This is a genomic window from Neobacillus sp. S1227 (assembly GCF_055385255.1).
The window spans coordinates 1,649,951-1,671,415 of sequence record NZ_AP038276.1 but is presented as its reverse complement, the minus strand read 5'-3'; the positions used below and the strand labels follow the sequence as shown (position 1 = coordinate 1,671,415).

21 protein-coding genes and 1 tRNA gene are annotated in these 21,465 nt (G+C 39.1%); 5 read left to right on the top strand and 17 right to left on the bottom strand.

Annotated elements, in window-relative coordinates; genetic code table 11:
• Window positions 1–195: an IDEAL domain-containing protein gene (locus tag ACZ5AE_RS08595; RefSeq protein WP_464571331.1), complete on the bottom strand. Its 195-nt coding sequence runs from the start codon at window positions 193–195 to the stop codon at window positions 1–3.
• Between the two features lie 184 nt (window positions 196–379).
• On the opposite strand from ACZ5AE_RS08595, the gene ACZ5AE_RS08590 reads away from it, so the two are divergent.
• Entirely contained in the window at window positions 380–1,228 is an 849-nt protein-coding gene (locus tag ACZ5AE_RS08590; protein ID WP_464573577.1) for an alpha/beta fold hydrolase, read from the top strand.
• A 52-nt stretch (window positions 1,229–1,280) separates the two neighbouring features.
• On the opposite strand, the gene ACZ5AE_RS08585 is transcribed toward ACZ5AE_RS08590, so the two are convergent.
• From ACZ5AE_RS08585 to ACZ5AE_RS08570, 4 genes are all read right to left on the bottom strand, one after another.
• Window positions 1,281–2,159: a processed acidic surface protein gene (locus ACZ5AE_RS08585; protein WP_464571329.1), complete on the bottom strand. Its 879-nt coding sequence runs from the start codon at window positions 2,157–2,159 to the stop codon at window positions 1,281–1,283.
• Between the two features lie 160 nt (window positions 2,160–2,319).
• The gene (locus ACZ5AE_RS08580) at window positions 2,320–2,919 is read right to left on the bottom strand and encodes a response regulator (RefSeq protein ID WP_464571327.1); all 600 of its coding nucleotides are present in this window, start codon (window positions 2,917–2,919) and stop codon (window positions 2,320–2,322) included.
• Window positions 2,912–4,054 (bottom strand): sensor histidine kinase, encoded by a 1,143-nt coding sequence (locus ACZ5AE_RS08575; protein ID WP_464571325.1) that lies wholly within the window; start codon window positions 4,052–4,054, stop codon window positions 2,912–2,914. Before ACZ5AE_RS08575 ends, ACZ5AE_RS08580 begins: the two co-directional genes overlap by 8 nt.
• 164 nt (window positions 4,055–4,218) lie before the next feature.
• Complete coding sequence (locus ACZ5AE_RS08570; protein WP_464571323.1) at window positions 4,219–4,770, bottom strand: hypothetical protein; 552 nt, start codon at window positions 4,768–4,770, stop codon at window positions 4,219–4,221.
• 211 nt (window positions 4,771–4,981) lie between these two features.
• On the opposite strand from ACZ5AE_RS08570, the gene ACZ5AE_RS08565 reads away from it, so the two are divergent.
• Window positions 4,982–5,761, top strand: a complete 780-nt coding sequence (locus ACZ5AE_RS08565) for an alpha/beta fold hydrolase (RefSeq protein WP_464571321.1) — start codon at window positions 4,982–4,984, stop codon at window positions 5,759–5,761.
• Window positions 5,762–5,845: 84 nt separating this feature from the next.
• Here ACZ5AE_RS08565 and ACZ5AE_RS08560 read toward each other — a convergent pair whose 3' ends face one another.
• From ACZ5AE_RS08560 to ACZ5AE_RS08535, 6 genes are all read right to left on the bottom strand, one after another.
• Entirely contained in the window at window positions 5,846–6,913 is a 1,068-nt protein-coding gene (locus ACZ5AE_RS08560) for an alpha/beta fold hydrolase (RefSeq protein ID WP_464571319.1), read from the bottom strand.
• Window positions 6,914–6,937: 24 nt separating this feature from the next.
• Window positions 6,938–7,501 carry a polyhydroxyalkanoate biosynthesis repressor PhaR gene (locus tag ACZ5AE_RS08555; RefSeq protein WP_464571317.1) on the bottom strand — a complete coding sequence of 188 codons (564 nt, stop codon included), beginning with the start codon at window positions 7,499–7,501 and terminating at the stop codon, window positions 6,938–6,940.
• 14 nt (window positions 7,502–7,515) lie between these two features.
• Window positions 7,516–8,121, bottom strand: a complete 606-nt coding sequence (locus tag ACZ5AE_RS08550) for a hypothetical protein (RefSeq protein ID WP_464571315.1) — start codon at window positions 8,119–8,121, stop codon at window positions 7,516–7,518.
• 3 nt (window positions 8,122–8,124) lie between these two features.
• The gene (locus ACZ5AE_RS08545) at window positions 8,125–8,583 is read right to left on the bottom strand and encodes a hypothetical protein (RefSeq protein ID WP_464571313.1); all 459 of its coding nucleotides are present in this window, start codon (window positions 8,581–8,583) and stop codon (window positions 8,125–8,127) included.
• Window positions 8,584–8,715: 132 nt separating this feature from the next.
• Entirely contained in the window at window positions 8,716–9,495 is a 780-nt protein-coding gene (locus ACZ5AE_RS08540; protein ID WP_464571311.1) for an SDR family oxidoreductase, read from the bottom strand.
• 23 nt (window positions 9,496–9,518) lie between these two features.
• Window positions 9,519–11,153 carry a long-chain-fatty-acid--CoA ligase gene (locus ACZ5AE_RS08535; RefSeq protein WP_464571309.1) on the bottom strand — a complete coding sequence of 545 codons (1,635 nt, stop codon included), beginning with the start codon at window positions 11,151–11,153 and terminating at the stop codon, window positions 9,519–9,521.
• A gap of 495 nt (window positions 11,154–11,648) precedes the next feature.
• Here ACZ5AE_RS08535 and ACZ5AE_RS08530 point away from each other — a divergent pair, with 495 nt between their 5' ends.
• Window positions 11,649–12,452 carry an alpha/beta fold hydrolase gene (locus tag ACZ5AE_RS08530; protein WP_464571307.1) on the top strand — a complete coding sequence of 268 codons (804 nt, stop codon included), beginning with the start codon at window positions 11,649–11,651 and terminating at the stop codon, window positions 12,450–12,452.
• Window positions 12,453–12,555: 103 nt separating this feature from the next.
• Here the strand turns inward: ACZ5AE_RS08530 and ACZ5AE_RS08525 are convergent, their stop codons facing one another.
• The 3 genes from ACZ5AE_RS08525 to ACZ5AE_RS08515 all read right to left on the bottom strand — a co-directional run bounded on the left by ACZ5AE_RS08525 (window position 12,556) and on the right by ACZ5AE_RS08515 (window position 16,671).
• On the bottom strand, window positions 12,556–14,196 hold the full coding sequence (locus tag ACZ5AE_RS08525; protein WP_464571305.1) for a long-chain-fatty-acid--CoA ligase: 1,641 nt from the start codon (window positions 14,194–14,196) through the stop codon (window positions 12,556–12,558).
• A gap of 328 nt (window positions 14,197–14,524) precedes the next feature.
• On the bottom strand, window positions 14,525–15,691 hold the full coding sequence (trpB, locus tag ACZ5AE_RS08520; protein ID WP_464573576.1) for a tryptophan synthase subunit beta: 1,167 nt from the start codon (window positions 15,689–15,691) through the stop codon (window positions 14,525–14,527).
• A 101-nt stretch (window positions 15,692–15,792) separates the two neighbouring features.
• Window positions 15,793–16,671, bottom strand: a complete 879-nt coding sequence (locus ACZ5AE_RS08515; RefSeq protein WP_464571303.1) for a GNAT family N-acetyltransferase — start codon at window positions 16,669–16,671, stop codon at window positions 15,793–15,795.
• Window positions 16,672–16,933: 262 nt separating this feature from the next.
• On the opposite strand from ACZ5AE_RS08515, the gene ACZ5AE_RS08510 reads away from it, so the two are divergent.
• Window positions 16,934–18,103, top strand: a complete 1,170-nt coding sequence (locus tag ACZ5AE_RS08510; RefSeq protein ID WP_464571301.1) for a pyridoxal-phosphate-dependent aminotransferase family protein — start codon at window positions 16,934–16,936, stop codon at window positions 18,101–18,103.
• 112 nt (window positions 18,104–18,215) lie between these two features.
• On the opposite strand, the gene ACZ5AE_RS08505 is transcribed toward ACZ5AE_RS08510, so the two are convergent.
• The gene (locus ACZ5AE_RS08505; RefSeq protein WP_464571299.1) at window positions 18,216–19,142 is read right to left on the bottom strand and encodes an aldo/keto reductase; all 927 of its coding nucleotides are present in this window, start codon (window positions 19,140–19,142) and stop codon (window positions 18,216–18,218) included.
• A gap of 152 nt (window positions 19,143–19,294) precedes the next feature.
• On the bottom strand, window positions 19,295–20,488 hold the full coding sequence (locus ACZ5AE_RS08500) for an iron-containing alcohol dehydrogenase (protein WP_464571297.1): 1,194 nt from the start codon (window positions 20,486–20,488) through the stop codon (window positions 19,295–19,297).
• 251 nt (window positions 20,489–20,739) lie between these two features.
• Between ACZ5AE_RS08500 and ACZ5AE_RS08495 the strand changes: the two genes are divergently transcribed.
• Window positions 20,740–21,216: a hypothetical protein gene (locus tag ACZ5AE_RS08495; protein ID WP_464571295.1), complete on the top strand. Its 477-nt coding sequence runs from the start codon at window positions 20,740–20,742 to the stop codon at window positions 21,214–21,216.
• Window positions 21,217–21,297: 81 nt separating this feature from the next.
• Here the strand turns inward: ACZ5AE_RS08495 and ACZ5AE_RS08490 are convergent.
• A tRNA-Val gene (locus ACZ5AE_RS08490) sits at window positions 21,298–21,370 on the bottom strand.
• Between the last annotated feature and the right edge of the window lie 95 nt (window positions 21,371–21,465).

Here is a 21,465-nt window from a genome sequence, read left to right as displayed (position 1 = left end):
CTAGCTAATTTTCTTCAGTTCTTCTGTCAATTGAAGAAATAATTCCTTGTTCCCCTCTTGTAACGTTTTGTCGATTTCCTTCCGGATCTTCTCCCTTTTAAATTCAAGCAGGGCGTTGTTTAAAAACATCTCAGCAATGGCAGAATCAGTATTTTCATCCGAATGTTGCGGGGAATTTAGTAACTTCTTTTCCATGGAAATCAACTCCTTGAGCTTTTTTTTATTATACAGGTAGTTTTCTAAAAATTCAAACACTTTATTTTGGAAATTTTAAAAAAATTAGGAATTAAGAAATGCTCTATTTAAAATTATTGTTGTATGGATTAGTAAAAGGGGGAATATTAATTTCATCTATCTTGATTTAATGGGAGGAAGGATGATGGAGCGGAATGTTGTAGCTGGATATAAGCCGCTAAATAACATTAATGTTTATTATGAATTTTATCCTAATCCAAACGCAGAAAGAACCTTTGTTTTATTGCACGGTTTTCTTTCTTCCACCTTCACCTATCGTCATTTAATTTCATTATTAAAGAATGAGTATCAGGTACTATCTATTGATCTTCCCCCTTTTGGGAAAAGTGCAAAATGCAGCCGATATATCTACTCCTATAAAAATATAGCCGTTACTGTCATACAGCTTATTGAATCACTGGGCTTGAAAAAAATGATTTTTATCGGCCATTCTATGGGTGGACAAATTGTCTTAAACATTCTTCACTTAAAACAGGAACTTGCCGATAAGGCAATTTTACTCTGCAGTTCAGCGTATTTAAAACGCGCGAAACTACCGCTCATTCTTACCAGTTACCTGCCTTACTTTCATCGCTTCGTTAAGTATTGGTTTGCCAGAACTGGGGTAGAGAAAAACCTTCAAGAAGCCCTTTATAACCATTCCATTATTAATGAAGAGATGATAAATGGCTATCTGCAGCCCTTTTTACAGGATGAAATATTTGTTGCCTTAACACGGATGATTCGCGACCGCGAAGGCGATCTTCCACCAGAAATTTTAAAACAAATCAAAACTCCATGCTTATTAATCTGGGGTGAACAAGATAAATCAGTGCCTTTAAAAATTGGGCAGAAATTAAACAAGGACCTGGCAAACTCGGAATTGATTATCTTAAAAGAAACCGGCCACGCTCTGCCAGAGGAACGTCCTATGGAAGTATTCGAATTTATAAAAAACTATATTGGCAAATTTCCAACAACTATATCGAGCTGAAATTCTTATGATCATGATGAAATAAACCCGCCAGGTAACTGGCGGGTTATCCTTATTTATATCGGTTATCTGCATTTTGGTATTTTTCATCATGAAGATGATCAATAAACTCATTGGAGATTTCACCCAAATGAATCATTTGTTCTCCTTTGTCAATTGTTTCTCCAGTTTGGAAATATGAGCCTGGTATTGTAAAGTCAATTAAAGGTTCACCTGCAATACTAGATACACCAATATACAAATTATCAGGCGCCTCCTTCATTTTTAGCAGTTCTTTTAAGGAGATATTCTGATTATTGACTTTAAATTGAACCTTGATTTCATAAGTCTCAATGGTTTCAGTGAGTATTTGCACCAATTCATCCAGCTGTTCTTCTGTAAGGTCGGTGTGATCATCAAGCCCTGTAAACTTTTCCAAAAGAGAGTCGTACAAATCCAATTGGTCCAGCTGAAATTTGTTTTTCTCTTCTACCTGCCCAAGATAATTGAAAAACTTCTCAGACTCTTCTTCAGTAATCCCAATTTCATTTAATTCACTTTCTATATTTGCCATATACTCATCATGATTGACATAAAAGTCTAATACGGAGTCTAAATCCTCGATGAACTTATACTCCCCCAGCGAATCACCAAAATGACTCATCAAATCATCCAGTTCTTTCTGGGAGAGGTTATACTTCGTTAACAGTCCCTGCAAATTTTGTTCATTGATAGGAGTTCCGAGGAACTCACGAAGTTCATCAATTGAAGCAAATTCATTTAAAGGAATTTCATAAAAGTCAAGATAATTCTGAAGATCTTGTTTCGTCCAGCCAATTTCCTGCAAATACTGGTTTAGTTCTGTTTCTGTTGGCGCTGCTGATGCAAAAGGAACACTAAACAAAAACATGAACAGGATGAGAGAAAAGCTAATGATTCTCTTTATATTCAAATATATTTCCCTCCTCAGAACTTTGTTCAATATTAATGTTCCCTTTGTAAAAAAGTTAAGAAATGAAAATTATTGGCTGATTTGGTTAAATAAAAAATTGTTTAAAAAAAGAATGCCTTATCGGCATCCGTTTCGATTAATAATAAGTAAGCAGGAAAACCTATTTGAACCAGCCTTTCTCCTTTGATTGGGTTATGGCTTCAATCCGGTTTTTCACCTCCAGTTTATCGAGAATAATGGAGATGTAATTCCGGACCGTCCCTGTTTTGATGCTAAGCTCTTCCGCTATTTCTTTTGTGTTTTTGCCGCCTGCTACCAGTTCTAATACCTCACGTTCCCGGTCTGTTAATGGATTTTCTTCGGCGTATACATCATCCATTAATTCTGGCGCATAGATTCGTCTTCCTGCCACAACACTTCGGATGGAACTTGCCAATTCTTCACTTGGACTATCCTTTAAAAGATATCCTCTTACCCCGGCCTTTAAAGCACGCTGAAAATACCCTGATCTGGCAAAGGTTGTCAAAATGATCACCTTACAGCTCAGACCCTTAATTTCCTCTGCAGCCTCAAGTCCGCTTTTACCGGGCATTTCAATATCCATTATACAGACATCAGGACTTAGTTTCTTGACAAGTGTAACGGCATCTTCTCCATTTGTGGCCTTCCCCACTACTTCCATGTCCTCTTCCAAATTAAGTAATGACCCAAAAGCACCGAGTAGCATTTGTTGATCTTCGGCGATGACAATCCTAATCATTTCCAACGCTCCTATCCTGGCGAGGTTTTAAGTCTACAGGGACTTTAATAATTATCACAGTACCATTGCTTGTCAATAGCTCTAAACTGCCGTTGATAAATTCCAGCCTTTCCTGCATTCCTCTCAAACCATGTCCATCAGAAAATTTCCCTTTGGCAGTTTTAAAAGAACCATTATCATGTATCGTCATCACGACTTCTTTCCACGTTTGATCAATAGAGATTAAACAGCTGCTAGCCCCGCTGTGTTTAACAACATTATTAATCGCTTCTTTTAAGCACATGCTTAAAATATTCTCAGTAAAAGGAGAGACATTTGTTAAAATAAATTCTCCGCTGCATTCCAGACCGATTTGAGCGGCTGCAAGCATTTGTTTAATACGCTGAATTTCATCCTTTAAACGAATTCCCCGCATAGAGGAAACCATTTTTCTCACTTCACTTAATGCAGTTCGTGCCGTAGCTTGAACATCTTTTAGCTCGTTTCGGGCTTGTTCGGGGTCCTTAGAGATTAATTTTCTAGCTAAATCAGACTTTAGCCCAATCATGGAAAGCTTTTGCCCCAGTGTATCATGAAGGTCGCGGGCAATCCGTTCCCTCTCCTCGAGTTTAATTAATTCAGAAATCCGTTTGTTAGCATCCTCGAGTTTTTCTTCAAGCTGCCCCCTCTCCTTGCGGTTATGGATACTAAATGGAAGGAGAATAACACTAATCCAAATAATGATGACAAACGGGAGTTGCTGCAAAAATAATTTCTCATGGATAACAATGCTGTAATTGATGGAAGCGGAAGTGCTTAGCAAATGGATAAAGTACAACGTAAAGAAAGCAACCCGATCCTTGATATTTCCTAAAAAGTAAGCAAGAAAAAAAGCGAAATAGACATAGCTGAATAGGCTTGTTGCAGTTATGGAAATCGCAATCAAAATCAAGGTCCAAACATATACAAGCCAGCCTTTAGAAATAAAGGCAATTCGATAGAAAATAAAGAAAGCCAGTGTCAGCGCAATCCCGACAACAATTTGCAGTGTAGTTGGGGCCTGAAATATAAAATAAAATGGCAAAATACAGAGAACAGTCCAAATATACGGTGCTATCCCGTTCGCTTTTTGGAATGTCAGTAAACTCTTTAGCATAGCTGAACCTCTTTTTTCCTGAAATCCTTTACTTTCTATCATAGCCGAAAATGATTAAATTTTCCTCTTTATACTCTATATTTTATGAAAACAAAACAGCTTTAAAGCCAACGAGAAAAAAATAAAAACACCGCTATCCAAATGGACAGCAGTGTTTAAAAGCATTATTTTGCATTTACAAATACTTTTACACTTTCTTCAAGGCGACTAACCACTTGTTGATGGCTTTTTCTTGCGGCTTTTACATAACCATCTGTAACTTGCTGCCAGCTGCCTCTGCGCGCTCTTGAGTACTCAACATATTTTTCACTATTCTCAATAAAGCTATTTTCGGTGCGGGCAACCAAATCAAGGCCCGCAGCGATCGGAGCTGCCACCAATTGTTCGAGCCGGCCATTAACTTCTTCAATTTGTTCTTTTAATTCTGGGCGAACAACTTTTTTAGCTTCTGCTTCTTTTACAAGTCCCTTTGAAACACCCTTGACTATTTCACTATTGGTATTTCTAAAAGTACGATATAGATTTCCAAGCGAAAATCTAAATTCTTGATTAAACTTTACTACCTCTTTAACTGCATTTAAATAAGCATCTTCCCTGTTTTCACGAATCTTTCTGGCACGGTCTAAGGATTGTTCATATTGATTCCAAAGTGTGTCAACTAATTGGTTGGTCTGAAGAGATTCTTCAGCTTGTCCATTTTTCTTTGTTGTACTCATATTTCTTCCTCCTCTTTAAAATTAATCCAGTCGTTAAATGCTGGCATCTTCTTTATGTTAATTCATTGCTAGTCTATATATGTAATTTACACCTATGTGTTATATTTTGTCAACAATGAATATATAATAAAATAGTCAGAATTTTATAAATGTATATATTATAGAAATGAGGGAAACAAAGATTATTAAAAATCATAGGGAGGAATGCAATTTGCGTAATTTTTTTAAAGTCACCCATGAGATTCCTTATTTACGACTCGGTGTCGGTGAGCCTTTAGTTTTTATTCATGGACTTGGGGAGGTAAAAGAAGGTTGGTTACATCAGTTCGAATTAGCAGATCAATATGACTTAATTATTCCAGATTTACGAGGACACGGTGAATATCAAAAGCCGGGTGAGATTTCAATAAAGGAATTCGCAGCCGATTGTATAAGTCTTATAAAAGGGCTAGGCTTTGAAAGCGCACACATATGCGGCTTATCCATGGGCGGTATGGTTGCACAAGAGATTTACCGGCAGGCACCAGAAGTGTGCCGTTCCTTAATGCTGGTGAGTACGTTCCATTATGCTCCAAAAAATTTCGGAAAATTATTTTTAGCCTATAGAAAGGCCCGTGCAGCAAATAAATCTCCTGAGTTAACAAGGGAAACCGCAGCAAAGGTTTGCCTGTATACTTGGTCAGATGAGAATTTTGAAAAATTTTACGAATTTTACCGGCCAAACAAGGAATATTACTTTAAAGCAATGGAAGCGTGTCTTAAGGTAAATAATGTAACACTCCTTCCAAAAATCGAGGTACCTACGCTTATTATTGGCGGTCAATATGATTCCGTAACACCTGTTTGGATTCAATATTTAATGCATAAGCAAATCCGCCACTCCGAGTTTGTCGTTTTTAGAAATACCGGCCATGTTGCTAAACTTGAAGCAAAAGACGCGTTTAATGAGGTGCTTCGCAATTTTTTGAATAAACATCAGGCTGCAAGTTAAGGGGAAGGAAACTATTCCTTCCTCTTTTATGCAACACTATTTACTATATATGTCCTTGTACCGTATTTTATGCCTATTTCTTTGTTATAGGGGATTAGAACGGCTGGATGCCCATTGATCAACAATTTTGCCAAATAATCCAGAAAGCGCCAGGCCTACATGCCCCGTTTCAACAACGACATACGTTTTATCCTCGCTGGAAACTAGGTCCATGATTGGTTTACTTTGATCTTCTAGGATTAATTGGTCTCTAGAACCAGAAATAACATATAAATTGGCTTTAATATTTCTTAAGTCTGCCTTTTTATTGCCAATAACTAACTCACCTTTAACAAGTTTATTTTGTTTAAAAAGATCATTAGCTAATTGACGGTAAGCTTCGCCTGCAAATGGAACCTGATCAACTGTCCATTTGTTCATCCGCTGCCATTTATCAACATAACGCTGGTCATGTGCCCTTGCAAGCAGCATTGTATAGTTAGTAAAATAAACAGGTGCTTGCATTGCCCTGAACATGCCTTCGACCATTTTAGGCGGGATGTTGCCATAAACATCAATAATGCTGTCTATGTTAATATCACCGTTTCTCATGGCTTCTGTCCATTTATCCGGACCGATAGCCGGTTTGAAATCAATTGGTACAGTTGCAACGATTAAATTTTTAATCGGCTCATCGGCAATTGACGCATAAATGGAAGCAATCGTTCCGCCCAGGCAATAGCCGACCACGGTAATTTCATCCGCTCCGGAATGGCGGATTGCACGCTTAACCGCAGTTCTTAAATACTTGTCGATATAAGTATCGAGACCAATTTTTTTGTCCTCATAGCCTGGTGCACCCCAATCTAACAAATACACCTCATAGCCTAAATTTGTGAGACCCTCGATCACGCTGGTCTTGGGAGCAACATCTAAAATATATGGCTTATTAAACAAGGAGTAAACAAAGAATAATGGAATTTCATATTTTTTTTGTTTAGCAGGGTAATGCCATAATACCGATTTATTTTTCCGCCATACTTCGTTTCTTGGCGAGTGTCCCATTTTTGGTGCAGGTCCGTTTAATGCTTTTACAACATTCTTCCAACGATTCGTTTCTTTCTCATAATTTAATTCTGGAATCAAATTCTTAAAAGGTGTATCTACTGCCACTGTTAACTTCCCCTCCTTTTAAAATTATTTAGATGATCCTGCACTAGATAGGACAGGCTGCTCCGTTTTTTCCTTTTCAATCAGACCCTTAATAGCATCAAGTTCTTCTTTAAAGTTACCTAACTTCAATAGTTCAAATTTCATTTCCTGAAGTTCATCGTGAAGGCTCTTTGTATCGGCCAGTTCCTTTTTGGACTTAACCAGTTCCTGTTTAAGCTGTTTTGTCAGTTTAATGATTTCTTTAGAAACTTCTACGACACTTTCAATCTCTTTACTCTGTGATTTAACAGAATCCTGCAAATCCCAAATTTGCTCTTCAAGAGCCTCCATTTTCTCCTCTGCCTGAATCGTTAAGTTTGCCACATTTGTAACGTCGCTCTTCGTCGGTAAATTTAGGACACTAGCGAAGGCTTCTTGATTTTTTTTCAATTGTTCCATATAGCGGGTTTGCACTTCAGTTCCGAGATTGGACATTTTGACAAACTCATTGTTATTTGTCCACAGGTAGATAAAATCATTGATTTGCTTTTCCCACAAAAGACTTAGCTTATGAAAGGATTCATACGGATCATATTTTTTCTCCGACATTTACATTCACCTCGTTATGATTTTGTTGATTCAACAGCGTTTTTCATGAATTTTTGAAAAGGAAAAATAGCTGCTTTTAATTGCTTTGAGAATAAATCCACAAATATTTTTTGATTTTCATATAAAACATTAGTAGTTTTCTTTACACTATCAATATATTTTTCACGGGCTTTTTTCCTGAAGGCCAGATATTGCGCGACGGCATCAAGATACTTGTCTAGTGCCTGGCCGCCGGTTAACGCCTTTACGGGAGTTAACAGCAGAGCTGCTGTTTTTTGTTGAATGTCATCTACAACTTTATTGATTTCCTCATAAGATTTAACAGGGAAGAAATGCTGTAAAGTGGTGGTTGTCACAAGTAATTCTTCACGCGCTGCTTTTTCCCATTCCTTAACTTCCCGGTTAAATTGCTCAGTGACTGCTTTTAGATTGTCCTGATTGCGCTTTACACTTTCAACATAGTTCTTAACCGCTGACAAGAATAGCTCATCGCGTTTATTAAAACGATTAGCCCATGCATCTAATTCATCAAAGCCAATCTTCCAAATTAGTTCAAGGCTTGACAATTGGTTTTCAACATTTTCCTCAACCTCTAACTCTTTTTCATTTTTCTCAGTCATTGGTTATTCCTCCATTTCGAATTCTATTTGAAATAATCGCTTTAGTTCTTTTAATTCAGTTTCAAGCGATGTAAAATTACCTGCTTTTAATTCTTTTTCTTCCGTCCGCAAAACAACCAGCAGTTCTTCCCATGATTGTCGAACCATTTTTAAATGCGTTAAATTTATTTGCTGCATTTTCTTAAAACTATAGATGGTGTCGTCGAGCAGGTCGATTTTCTCCACACAATCTACCAATCTTATTGAAAGCTCAGCTATTTCATCCTTATTAGGAAGGTCTAATCGTTTTAACCATCTAGTTGTTAATCTTCTGTGAATTTTTAACTGAGCCAAATGGGCATCCAATGCCCTCCCCCATGCGCAGGTAAACCTACGGCTATTGGTGAGGACATGGATTCTCCTATTCATTCTTAATTCTAATTCCTTGTATAAAGCCTCTAAGTCTTGTTGAGTGCTTTCCATCAAAATCCCTTCTACTGACCGGTTGGTATGTAGTGAATTCACATACTCTAGTATGTTAATCTAAACATATTTATTGGAAGCCTTCAAGACTATCACTTAAAAATTCAGAAAAATTATTAAAACGTGGCGGCCTTATTCAACACTTGCTGTCGTTCCACCATCAACAACCAGTACATGACCGATTACATAATCGGAAGCTGACGATGCTAAAAATAGTGCCGGCCCCTTAATATCTTCATCGGATCCAAAACGTCCTGCAGGTGTACGACCAAGAATACTTTCACCAGAATAGCCCAAAATAGCTTTGGTCATTTTTGTTGGGAAAAATCCCGGTGCAATGGCATTCACATGGACATTATGCGGTGCCAATTTGACTGCTAAATCTTTCGTTAATGTAATGACTGCACCCTTGCTGACAGAATAACCAATGGCATCCATTACTTCTGGTTTCTGACCGCCCATACCGGCAATTGAAGCAATATTAATGATTTTTCCTGAACGCTGCTCGACCATAATTTTTCCAACAGCCTGAGAAAATAAAAATACTGCCTTCAAGTTGATATCCATTACCTTATCCCATTTATCTGCGGGCATTTCAAGCGCAGGGGCTCCCCAACTTGTGCCGCTGTTATTAACCAAGATATCAATAGAGCCAAATTCTTTTAGCGTTTCGTCCACAACATGCTGGATATCTTCAGGATTTGATACATCACATTTAAATGCGAGTGAACGGACGCCTTTTTCCTTAAGAGCATCGCTTAATTGCTGACACGCTTCAACATCTCTTGAACAAACTACAACATTAGCTCCTGCTTCTGCATATACAGTGGCAATTTGCTGTCCTAGGCCTCTTCCGCCACCTGTAACAATTGCTGTTTTTCCTTGTAAACTGAATAACTCTTGCAAACTCATCTTAAATTCCTCCTAGTTGACTATTAAGCTTTTACTTTTTGTTTTTCTTGGTCTCTTAATACTCTTCTTAGCAGTTTCCCGACTGAAGATTTTGGCAGTTCTGGAAGGATTTCCACATCCTTTGGCGCCTTATATGGTGCTAGGTTTTCCTTTCCAAACTGTTTGATTTCTTCTTCGCTAATAGAATAACCCGCTTTTAGTTTTACATAAGCCTTTACGGTTTCGCCGCGGTAAGGATCCGGGACGCCCACTACGACTACTTCTTCGATTTCTTCCAACTGATAAAGAACCCCTTCAATTTCAGCTGGATAAACATTGTAGCCGCTCGCAATAATCATATCTTTCTTGCGGTCAACTATATAGAAGTATCCATCTTCGTCCATTTTTCCCATATCGCCAGTAAACAGCCAGCCATCCTTTATGACTGCTTCTGTATCTTCAGGACGATTCCAGTATCCTTTCATAACTTGAGGCCCTTTGACGATTAACTCCCCAGCCTCACCAACTGGTGCATCAACAAAGCCATCTTCTGTTTCATGAACGATTCTGGCAACTGTACTTTGAACAGGAATACCGATGCTTCCGTGCTTTCTTGGCACAAATGGAGGACTAAAAATAACTGTTGGTGCTGCTTCAGATAAACCGTATCCATCACGCAGCTGTTTCCCTGTCCTCTTTTCAAACACTTTGGCCGCTTCTATTGGAAGTGGTGCACCACCGCAGTTCACGTAGTAGAGTGAATCAAAACCTGCATCCTCTAGTCCCTCTTGGCTGTTTAATGCAAAGAACATGGTTGGAACGCCTGAAAATTGGAATGGTTTTTCCCGTTTGACAATTTCCATTACTTCCTTTGGATCGAAGCGCGGCAGGATAATTTGGTTGGCACCTTCTCTGATTCCGCAAAGCGCAACACTTGATAATCCATAGACATGGAACATCGGCAATACAGTTATGATTTTAAAATCCTTAGGTTTGTCATCACATGTTTTATAAGCAAAATCACAAACCTGTGTTAAATTGGCTAAAAGATTCGTATGGGTAAGCATTACCCCTTTGGAGAGACCCGTTGTTCCACCAGTATATTGAAGTACAGCGACATCTTCATCACGGTCAATGTCTACCTCTGGAAGACTGACCTCCTTATCAAGGAATTCATCGAAATAAACATCTCCATCTGCAAGATCAATTTTGGCACCGCCAAAATTAACAACGATTACTTTTTTTAACGAAGTATTTGACTGGATTTTTTTCACTTTTGGGTAAAGAGCATCGAGGACCACCATGTACTCTGAACCGGAGTCATTTAAAACATGCTCTATTTCTCTTTCAACATACATGGGATTTACTTGGACATTGATTCCTCCAAGGCGAAAAGTCCCGAATAAAGTAAATATGTAATGAGGGGAATTGGGCAGCATTATGGCTAAACGGCTGCCTTTAACAAATCCAGCTCTATGTAAGGCTGAGGCAACACGGTCGACAAATGATTTGGTATCATTGAAGCTAGTTACATTTCCCAAAAACGTCATTGCCGGTTTCGTATTATAACGATTTACCGATTCCTCCAAAAAGTGATAAAGAGAATTATACTTAATCTGAAGATGCTCATCCAACCTTGAATCATAAACTTTAAGCCACGGCTTTTGCTGATAAACCATAAAAAACTATGCCTCCTCTTGATATTAACAAAAACTAAGATTGTTAGAATATTAATATAATTTTAATTATTGAAGGAAAGTTTAGATTTGTAAACCAATGCTTATCGACAAAATTCCACAAATACCTACAATTGCAATGAATGAGCGATATATTAATTTCCTTCCATACTTAATTCATAGGATTTTTCAAATGAAATCCCTTTCACTTAAAAGAATTCTTTGTCGAATATTGTTGGAATTTTTCCCCAACCCCTCATTGCAGAATCTATCCACCTGCTGAAGTCACCCGAATGACACTATCTCAGGAAAACGCTTTCATTTTGAGGTGAATAACAAAAGGTGTCAGGCACAAAAAAAGATATTTGTCCATGTGCAGTGGACAGTTTATGTGTAGGCAATCAGTCCTTTTTAATTGCTGGATAATAGATTTTCCATACATGTCCTTATAGCTATGGTCATATATATTAATATTATGATTAAAGGAGTTGTGCTTGCGTGCCCATTACGAATGCAAATGGAATTGATATTTATTATGAGGTTCATGGTGTAGGGGAGCCGCTTTTATTGATTATGGGGTTATCCCTTGATTCTAGGTCTTGGCATAGAACTTTGCCAGCTCTTTCGGAACACTATAAAGTAATTATTTTTGATAATCGCGGTGTTGGCCAAAGCGATAAGCCCAATACCCCGTATTCTATTGAATTAATGGCAGAAGATGCACGGGCAGTCCTCAATGAGGCAGGAGTTGAAGCTGCACATGTTTATGGGATTTCTATGGGAGGGATGATTGCCCAAAGGCTGGCGATAAAGTATCCAGAGCGGATTAAATCCCTTATCCTTGGGTGTACCACTTCCGGCGGTACAAATCATGTTCAGCCAGGGGCGGAAGTCTCCATGCTTATGCTGTCTAGAGCTTCTTCTACTGCGACTCCTGAGGAAATGGCTTGGGCCACTGCCCCCATCTTATACAGCCAATCATTTATTGAAAATCACCGCAATCTCGTAGCAGAGGATATTAAAATAAGAATTGAAAGGCCGATTCTTCCATACGCATATATGCTTCAGCTCCAAGCATGCCTTGCTCACGACACTTACAGTGAACTGGAACAACTTAAAGTACCAACTTTAGTTATTCACGGCGATGAAGATCGTTTAGTCCCATTTGAAAATGGCGTTACCCTGGCAGAAAATATTGAAAATGCCGAATTCCTGACCATTAAAGGCGCAGGGCATATCTATGTAACCGAAGCCACGGAGCTTGTTAATCAAAAAGTACTGGAATTTCTAAAAAAACAATAAAAACAATAATACAGAAAAATGCCCTATCGATTACGATTGGGCATTTTTCTGTGCAGCTAAAAATATTAAACTTTATTTATAAAAACAAATGAATACAAAGATATTAAACCTTCGCTTTTGCAATCTCTTCATCCTGCAAAACTCTTCTAAGCAGTTTTCCAACTGATGATTTTGGCAATTCCTCTAGTATTTCTACCTCTTTAGGAGCCTTATAAGGTGCCAGGTTGGCTTTGGCAAACACAATAATCTCATCTATAGAAAGTCCACAGCCCTCTTTTAGCTTAATATACGCCTTCACCGTTTCCCCACGATATCTATCAGGGACACCGATTACGATCGCCTCTTCCACACCCTCGAGCTTATAGAGGACTTCTTCCACCTCGCGGGGATAAACATTGTAACCGCTGGCAATAATCATATCCTTCTTCCGGTCAAGAATATAAAGATAGCCATCCTCATCCATTTTTGCAATGTCACCAGTGAACAGCCAGCCATCCTTCATTACATCTGCTGTATCTTTCGGACGGTTCCAATATCCTTTCATGACCTGAGGCCCTTTAACAATTAATTCTCCTGATTCACCGGCAGGGACATCCACATATTCTCCGTTTTCAATCTCTCGAACAATTCTAACAACTGTACTTGGTACTGGTATGCCGATACTTCCATACTTTCTAGGCAAAAACGGTGGATTGAATGCAATCGTTGGAGATGCTTCAGATAGCCCGTAGCCATCCCGGAGGGTTGAACCTGTAATGTTTTCAAATAATTTCGCCTGCTCCACTGGTAACGGCGCCCCGCCGCTTCCCGCATAATATACATCTGCAAAACCGCAATCCTTTAATGCTTCAGGCAAACTATTCAAAGCAAAATACATGGTTGGAACTCCAGCAAAGATAAATGGCTTTTCCCGTTTAATAGTTTCCATTACCTCTTTTAAATCAAAGCGAGGCAGGATAATCTGGTTAGCGCCTTCGCGAATTCCGCAAAGAGCTACACTTGAAAGTCCATAGACGTGAAACATTGGCAGAACAGTAATCATTTTAAAAGAGTCTGGAACATTATCACAGGTATTATAAATAAAATCGCAGACTTGATTGAAATTGGCTAAAAGATTGTAGTGGGTCAGCATAACGCCTTTTGGTATACCAGTTGTTCCGCCAGTATATTGCAGCACCGCGACATCCTCATGCGGGTCTATTTCCACTTCAGGAAGATTGACATTACCTTGAAGTGCTGCTTCAAAATAATAATCTCCTTCGCCGAGCTCGCCCCGGTTACCAGTTAAGTTCACTGCTACAACCCTTTTTAGAGATGTGCGCGGCTGGACCCTTTTAACCCTAGGATAGGTAGAATCCATCACTATCATATATTTAGCACCTGAATCCTCCAATACGTATTCGATTTCCCTTTCGACATACATCGGATTCATTTGGACAACAATCCCGCCTAAACGAAAAACTGCAAATAAGCTGAATATATAGTGAGGGCAATTAGGAAGCATAATTGCAGCTCTGTCGCCTTTTTTAAAGCCTTCTTTATGTAATGCAGACGCAAGTCTGTCGACCATCCTTTTTGTTTCCGTATAGCTGAAAACTTTTCCATAAAAAGTGAATGCTGATTTTTCGCTAAAACGCTCAACGGCACTTTCCAAAAAATCATACAGGGACTCGTGCTTTACACTTACATGCTCTTCTACTCTCGGATCATACCATTTCAACCAAGGCTTTTGCGGATACACCATTACACATCCTCCTCAATAATTTAATGAATGGTCATACTCCACCAAGCAATTTCCATAAAAAATTACTTATTGGAATATAATTCAATTTAAATTATTGATAGGTTTAGATAAATTGTAAACGTGATAATCTCGACACATTTCGGCATGGATTCTATTATTTATAGACTAAAACTTCGTTAATTATCTACCTAGGCAGCTGTCAACGACTGAAAAATGTCGAAATTCAGCAATTAATAAGAATTATTTCACAAAACTTTAACAATTTTTTGTGAATAACTTTTGACAACAAAAAAAGGACGACCTGTTAAAAGGGCCATCCTTCATTACATTATTTTTTTAACATCTGAAATACCTGCTCAACGTCTTTATCCCCGCGTCCTGAAAGATTTACAATTAACACATCGTCCGATGATAATTCTTTGGCAAGCTTCACTGCATGGGCAACCGCATGAGAACTTTCAAGCGCCGGAATTATGCCTTCTGTTTTACTCAAAAGTTGAAACGCTTCTAATGCTTCCTGGCCGGTTGCTGTAACATACTCCGCCCTGCCGCTCTCTTTTAAATAGCTGTGTTCTGGACCAACACCTGGATAGTCCAGCCCTGCCGCAATGGAATAGGTTGGCTTTGGCTCTCCTTTTTCATCGATTAGCGTCAAGCATTTAAAACCGTGAATAACAGCCGGCACCCCCTCCGTCAAGGTCGGAGCCTCTGCTGGTTCAACACCGATTAACCGGACATTTTTTTCATTGATATAGTGAGCAAATGCACCGATGGCATTGCTGCCACCACCTGCACAGGCAATCACGGCTGTTGGGAGCTTTCCTTCTTTTTCAAGAATCTGGCGCTTTGATTCCTCACTGATAATCGCTTGGAAATGCTTCACCATGGTTGGGTATGGATGTGGGCCAACTGCTGAACCAAGCAAATAAAAGGTATTTTGATAGTTTTGGACAAGGTCCCCCAAAGCCTCATCTACAGCATCCTTTAAACGTCCTTGTCCTTTTGTTACCGGGATCACCTTTGCCCCCAATAATTCCATACGGAAAACATTTAACGCTTGGCGCTCTGTGTCCACTTTTCCCATATAGATGATACATTCCATGCCAAACATTGCACAGGCGGTTGCGGTTGCTACACCATGCTGGCCAGCGCCCGTTTCTGCAATAATCCGCTTTGCACCCATCCGTTTGGCCAGCAAAATCTGCCCTAAGGCGTTATTAATTTTATGAGCTCCGGTATGATTTAAATCTTCCCGTTTCAAATAGATTTTCGCACCGCCAATTTGCTTTGTTAAATTTTCGGCGAATGTTAATGGATTTTCTCTTCCAATGTACTCCCTGAGATAATATTTATATTCTTCAATGAATTCAGGGTCATCCTTGTATTTTAAAAATTGCTGTTCCAATTCGTTTAGAACTTCTTGTAAATCCTCTGGAACAAAACTGCCTCCGAATTCGCCAAAATACCCTTTGCTTGCTACGCTCATATTTTCCATACTCATCTCTACTCGTCTCCTTCAAAAACAATTTATAAAGCAAAATATTAACTGAATACTAAAATATTAGCACTACTTTAATATTCTGCCAATAATCAGCTTTAGGCCTGTGAGGTAAGTGGATGTTTAAACCCATTTGGCAATGAAACACCGGTAAGATTTTTGATAAATAAAACATTACTAGACTTATCAACCTCAGTCTTAAGCGGCAGCCCGTCATCCGCAGGCTGGAAGTGAAAAACAACTTTTGTAGTATTCTTATTAACAAGTTTCCTTAAGATAGTTATTAATTCTACTTTCTCCTTACTAATAACATCATAAAGGTGAAGCGTATCCTCTTCATGCTGCATAATAACCACAGCCTGTTCATCCTGGACATAATAGAGGTCTTGGTTAAAGACCATCAAACAATAAAACATTAGCAGCTCCTCTGTTCCGCGTGTCCCAAAGGCTGCTGTTCCTGATATCCGATCAGCTGCCAATCTATAAATAAATGCTAAATCTTCAACGCTTCCTCCGTTTAATTTTCGTATACTGGTTTCGTTTTTTGCCTCGGTTGCAAGTTCCATTGAAAATTGGACTTCTTCATATTCCTTAAAACCAAACTTTGGGTAAAAATCCAGCACAGATTGATTGGCGAATAAATACATTAAATCTATATCCTTGTAATCTTCCAAAATCCGATCCATCAGTTTTTTGGACAAACCTTGATTTCGATAATCCGGATGCGTCATAACAGTACCGATTTGAACAGACTGTTTTTTTTCGTTATCAATGATCAAATCCACAAGATTTACTGATACATTTGCTACGACTCTACCATATTCAATATACGAATATGGTATATATTTTTCTGTCCAGAAGCCGTGCTTATACCAAACTTCGAAGTCAATGCCAAAGATAGAGGACGCTAATTCATTAAAACTTTTTCTTAAGAGTTCGTTTTCTTGATAGCCCTTTAAAAATACCAATTCTTTCATACCGATACCATCCCTTCTAGCTAAACCATATTATACCATTTAATATAGTGTATGAATTCTAAAAAATATTAAAGGATTTTCGAATATGATATAGAAGAGGTAAATGTTGGATTATTTTCTTATAAATGAAACTCGTCGTTGGCTAGTTCATTTGGACGGCTCATGGAGGCGCAGTTGAATTTATGTGTTAAGGAAGTATAAACTTTGGAAAATTTAATACTTCCTTATTAGCTAAAAAAGTCTATTTAGGGAGGAACGAAAAATGCGTAACGAAGAAATGCTGCTTATCCCCGGCCCGACACCTGTTGTTGATTCCATTTATGATGCGCTTGCACAGGAAACCCGAGGTCATACTGACCCAAGATTTGTGAAAATATTTAAGAGTGCAATTGAAAAAACAAGAGAGATGTTTAAAACAGATGGAGAAGTGTTTGTTGTTTCCGGATCCGGAACCCTTGCGATGGAAATGGCCCTTGTAAATACAGTGGCTGCAGGAGAGAGAATACTTGTCATCAGTCAAGGTTACTTTGGTGACCGCTTTATCCATTTAGGAAAAGCATTTGGAATTGAGGTTGACGTCCTTCAGTCAGAATGGGGCAGCCAGGTTCAGACAAAGGATGTAGAGGAAAAATTGACTGCGGGGAATTACAAAGCGGTTACCATTACCCATGCCGATACTTCAACAGGTGTCGCCGCAAACTTGGATGCACTTGTACCCGTCATTAAAAAACACGGGGCATTGGTTATTCTGGATGGTGTTTGCGCCACTGCAGCGATGGAAGAAGACATGAGTAAGGCATACGGCCATCCGGATTATAAAATCGATGTTGTGTTAACAGGATCACAGAAAGCAATCGGAGTACCTCCAGGCCTGGCTGTTGTTGCATTTAACCAATCCGCATTGGCCGCACGTGAAAAGATTGGGCGTGTACCAGCCTACTATTGTGACATCCATAATTGGATCCCCATTATGAATGATCCGGGCAAATACTTTGCAACACCGCCGGTAAACCTCATTTACGCCTATGACGAGGGAATGAAATTAGTGCTTTCAGAAGGAATGGAAAATCGCTATAAACGTCACAAAGCTTACGGACGAGCAGTCCGGTCCGCTCTAGCCGAATATGGCATGAAGGCAATAGCCGATGAGGATGTCGCTGCAACTACTCTTAGCTGTATACTTTACCCAGAAGGCTTGAACGATGCCGCCTTCCGCTCTGCTCTAGCCGAAAAAGGTGTCATCGTCGCCGGTGCGCTTGCGCATCTGGCAGGAAAGGCGTTCCGAATCGGCCATATGGGCAACACCACAAATGAAATGCTTGAGAAAGCAGTTGTTTTAATCGGGGAAACGATGAAGGAAATGGGCTTTTCAGTAAACCCGGATAAGGCATCTGAAATTTTTCAGCAGTGCCTGACACCATTGAAAATTTAGCGGAGAAAAGACCTGTTCCAAAGGGGCCAGGTCTTTTTAGCTTACCTTATTTCCGCTTCATTGTTAACACTTTGAAAGACATATAAAAAGTTGGATTTATTCTAGTTATAAGTTAAGGCACAATATTTCCCGCAGCCTTATAAATTTGATACCATTCTTCTCTAGTTAATTTGATTTCAGACCCTTTACAGGCATCTTTTAATCGTACCGGATTGGTCGTTCCAAGTACGACCTGGATATTGCTTGGATGGCGAGTAATCCAAGCAACCGCAATTGCAGTGTTGGTGACACCGTATTTATCAGCAATTCCGTCAATAGTTTTGTTCAATTCAGGAAAACGCCCCAAATCCCCGAGGAATGAACCTTCAAAAAAGCCGTGCTGGAATGGGGACCATGCTTGAATGGTTAAATCGTTCAAACGGCAGTATTCTAAAATGCTGCTATCCCGATTAATTGCCTGGTCAATTTTCATATTTAATGAAATTCCAGAGTCAATCATCGGAGTATGGGCTACGCTAAACTGGAGCTGGTTGACCACCAGTTTAAAAGGTATGTATTTTTGCAGCAGTTCTATTTGGGCCGGATTATGGTTCGACACACCAAAATATTTTACCTTTCCACTTATATGAAGCTTTTCAAAAGCTTCTGCAACTTCCTCAGGCTCCATAAGCGGGTCAGGGCGATGCAGGAGGAGAATATCAAGATAGTCTGTTTTTAAACGTTTTAAGATACCTTCAACAGAATTCAGGATATGATCCTTTGAAAAGTCAAAAAAGCCTTCCGGCAAACGGATCCCGCACTTGCTCTGCAAAATCATGTTTTCACGAATTCCGGAATTCATTTGAATGGCCCCAGAAAAGATTTCTTCACATTTACCTCTTCCATAAATATCGGCATGGTCAAAGAAATTGATACCTTCTTCCAAAGCGGTACGAATTAACTTTTCTGCCTCTGGAACCGATAACAAGGTTAACCGCATATTGCCCATAATCATGTTAGAAGCTTTTAAATCTGTATTGGCAATGTTTATAAATTTCACACTCAATTCCTTCTTTCATGGTCTAGTTCCTTCTTACATATTAATTGAAAACTTGCCGAGTGGCGAGCCCGATGGGACGAAGACATAAACGCAGTTGAATTTCTTAATAGCTAATAAAGCCATTGCAAAAGGCAATGGCTTTATTGAAGCATTCATACTATTTCTTTAATCGAGAAATCATATTCATAACATACACGATATAATTGTTCAATTTCTTGCTGTGTGGGGACTTTTGGATTATTGGCTGGACTGCCGCTATCTAATGCATCTTTAGCCATTTTACTGATGGCACAGGTAAATTTATGTCTGTCGATTCCCCACTCCATTAAATTCGGTATTTTTAAAGCAGAACATAGCTGTTTGACCGATTCCACTGCAAATTTTGCCCTTTCTTCATTTGAACAATTTGTATGGTTTGGGGCAAAGATATCCCCTACATCGGCTAGCCTGTCAATGCAGGAATCCATACTAAATTCAAGTACAGCCGGAAGCAGCATGGCATTGGAATACCCATGCGGAACATGAAACAGCGCCCCAATCGGTCTCGACATTCCATGTACGAGACATACAGACGCATTGGAAAACGCCATTCCTGCCTGAAGGGCTCCTAGCGACATAGCTTCCCTTGCTTCAAGGTTTTCTCCATTCGTATATGCTTGATAAAGATTTTGGACAATGAGTTTCATGGCTGATAATGCCAGCGTATCTGTCATAGAATGCGCTTTTTTGGAAAGATAGGCTTCGATGGCATGGCTTAATGCATCCACACCTGTTGCGGCGGTTACATGCTGCGGTGAGGAGATGGTTAAGAGCGGGTCGACTATAGCTATTGCTGGCATGAAATCCGGTTGTTTGACCATGATTTTTACATTCGTCAAAGGGTCGGTAATGACCGTGACATCCGTTGCTTCCGAACCTGTCCCGGCAGTTGTAGGAACCGCGATATGCGGGATTGGCTTCACTTCGGCAATTTTTCTGCCGCCTGCATAGTCTCCAATTTCCCCTCCGTTTGTTACTAAAACAGCAGCTGCTTTGGCAGTATCGATACAGCTGCCGCCGCCAATGGATATAAGTAAGTTACACTTCTCCAAACTGAACTGTTCAAGTACTTCAGAAACATAATTGACTGTCGGTTCAGAGTCCACACCTAGAAATACACTGCTTTGAACACCATAAATTGCTAATAACTGTATACATTTATCAACAAACCCAAGATGATTCATGACTTTGTCTGAAACAATTAACGCTCTATCCCCTAATCGCGCTGCTTCCACTCCAATTTTATTAAATGCCTGTTTTCCATAAATGATACTTTGCGGAGTCCTAAAATAAGCAATATCCCCCATCAATAAATCCTCCTTCCTATGTAAACGATTACATAATACCAAAAGGAGAAAAAGAATTGTGTTGAAAATTGTTATATTTATTCAATTTTTTTAAACCTTTTTGTTTAAGCGCCAATAAAAAATTATTGAACCGCACCTAATTGTTTGTCATATTCCATGATAATCCGGGACAAACTGATTAGTACGATATATGTTTACTTTAGAAATGGGCATTAAGCCCTAAAAGTATATCCTTGGAAGGGGAAGTTGGCTTGACAAATCCAATTGAAAAGTTATTTTGGAGCATTGCCCTTCCAGGGTTTGGGCAATTATTAAATAAAAAATATCTTAAAGGTTTCTTGTTTGTTTTTTTAGAAATTCTGGTGAATACACAAGCAAATTTCAATACCATCATCATGCTAAGCTTTCACGGCGAGATTGAAAAGGCAATTGCACTAGCGGACTATCAGTGGCTGATGTTTTATCCTTGCCTATATTTCTTTGCGATGTGGGATGCGTTTAAGGATGGCGGCGGCGGCAGTGAAAGATATTCTTTTCTTCCGTTTGTATTTGCCGCTTATTTTGTCACGGTCGGCTGTATTTATTCCTCGAAATTAAAAATCTTTGGTGTCTTGTTTGGACCAGTCTGGCTGCCGATGCTGTTTGTCATACCTGGTGTGGCAGCAGGTTTTATTATTAAAGCAATTATTAAAAAGTTCACTAAATCAAATAAGCAAACTTATGATTAAAGTTTGCTTTTTAATATTTATTTCTCCACCGTTCCCACGGCAAATAAAAATCCTAACATCAGCAGATGTTAGGATTTATGATGACCTGTGAGGGGTTCGAACCCCCGACCTCAACCCTGTCAAGGTTGCGCTCTCCCAGCTGAGCTAACAGATCAATCTTTACGCTACAAATATTATTATAGTAAAAAAAACAAAAAAGTCAATAACATTTTCTAATAATTTATTCCTCTAACAACAGAACGTATATTC

Coding starts and splice junctions, on each gene's coding strand:
- ACZ5AE_RS08595 (WP_464571331.1), bottom strand. CDS start 195: ATGGAAAAGAAGTTACTAAATTCCCCGCAACATTCGGATGAAAATACT.
- ACZ5AE_RS08590 (WP_464573577.1), top strand. CDS start 380: ATGGAGCGGAATGTTGTAGCTGGATATAAGCCGCTAAATAACATTAAT.
- ACZ5AE_RS08580 (WP_464571327.1), bottom strand. CDS start 2,919: ATGATTAGGATTGTCATCGCCGAAGATCAACAAATGCTACTCGGTGCT.
- ACZ5AE_RS08575 (WP_464571325.1), bottom strand. CDS start 4,054: ATGCTAAAGAGTTTACTGACATTCCAAAAAGCGAACGGGATAGCACCG.
- ACZ5AE_RS08570 (WP_464571323.1), bottom strand. CDS start 4,770: ATGAGTACAACAAAGAAAAATGGACAAGCTGAAGAATCTCTTCAGACC.
- ACZ5AE_RS08555 (WP_464571317.1), bottom strand. CDS start 7,501: ATGTCGGAGAAAAAATATGATCCGTATGAATCCTTTCATAAGCTAAGT.
- ACZ5AE_RS08550 (WP_464571315.1), bottom strand. CDS start 8,121: ATGACTGAGAAAAATGAAAAAGAGTTAGAGGTTGAGGAAAATGTTGAA.
- ACZ5AE_RS08545 (WP_464571313.1), bottom strand. CDS start 8,583: ATGGAAAGCACTCAACAAGACTTAGAGGCTTTATACAAGGAATTAGAA.
- ACZ5AE_RS08540 (WP_464571311.1), bottom strand. CDS start 9,495: ATGAGTTTGCAAGAGTTATTCAGTTTACAAGGAAAAACAGCAATTGTT.
- ACZ5AE_RS08535 (WP_464571309.1), bottom strand. CDS start 11,153: ATGGTTTATCAGCAAAAGCCGTGGCTTAAAGTTTATGATTCAAGGTTG.
- ACZ5AE_RS08525 (WP_464571305.1), bottom strand. CDS start 14,196: ATGGTGTATCCGCAAAAGCCTTGGTTGAAATGGTATGATCCGAGAGTA.
- trpB (WP_464573576.1), bottom strand. CDS start 15,691: ATGGAAAATATGAGCGTAGCAAGCAAAGGGTATTTTGGCGAATTCGGA.
- ACZ5AE_RS08515 (WP_464571303.1), bottom strand. CDS start 16,671: ATGAAAGAATTGGTATTTTTAAAGGGCTATCAAGAAAACGAACTCTTA.
- ACZ5AE_RS08510 (WP_464571301.1), top strand. CDS start 16,934: ATGCGTAACGAAGAAATGCTGCTTATCCCCGGCCCGACACCTGTTGTT.
- ACZ5AE_RS08500 (WP_464571297.1), bottom strand. CDS start 20,488: ATGGGGGATATTGCTTATTTTAGGACTCCGCAAAGTATCATTTATGGA.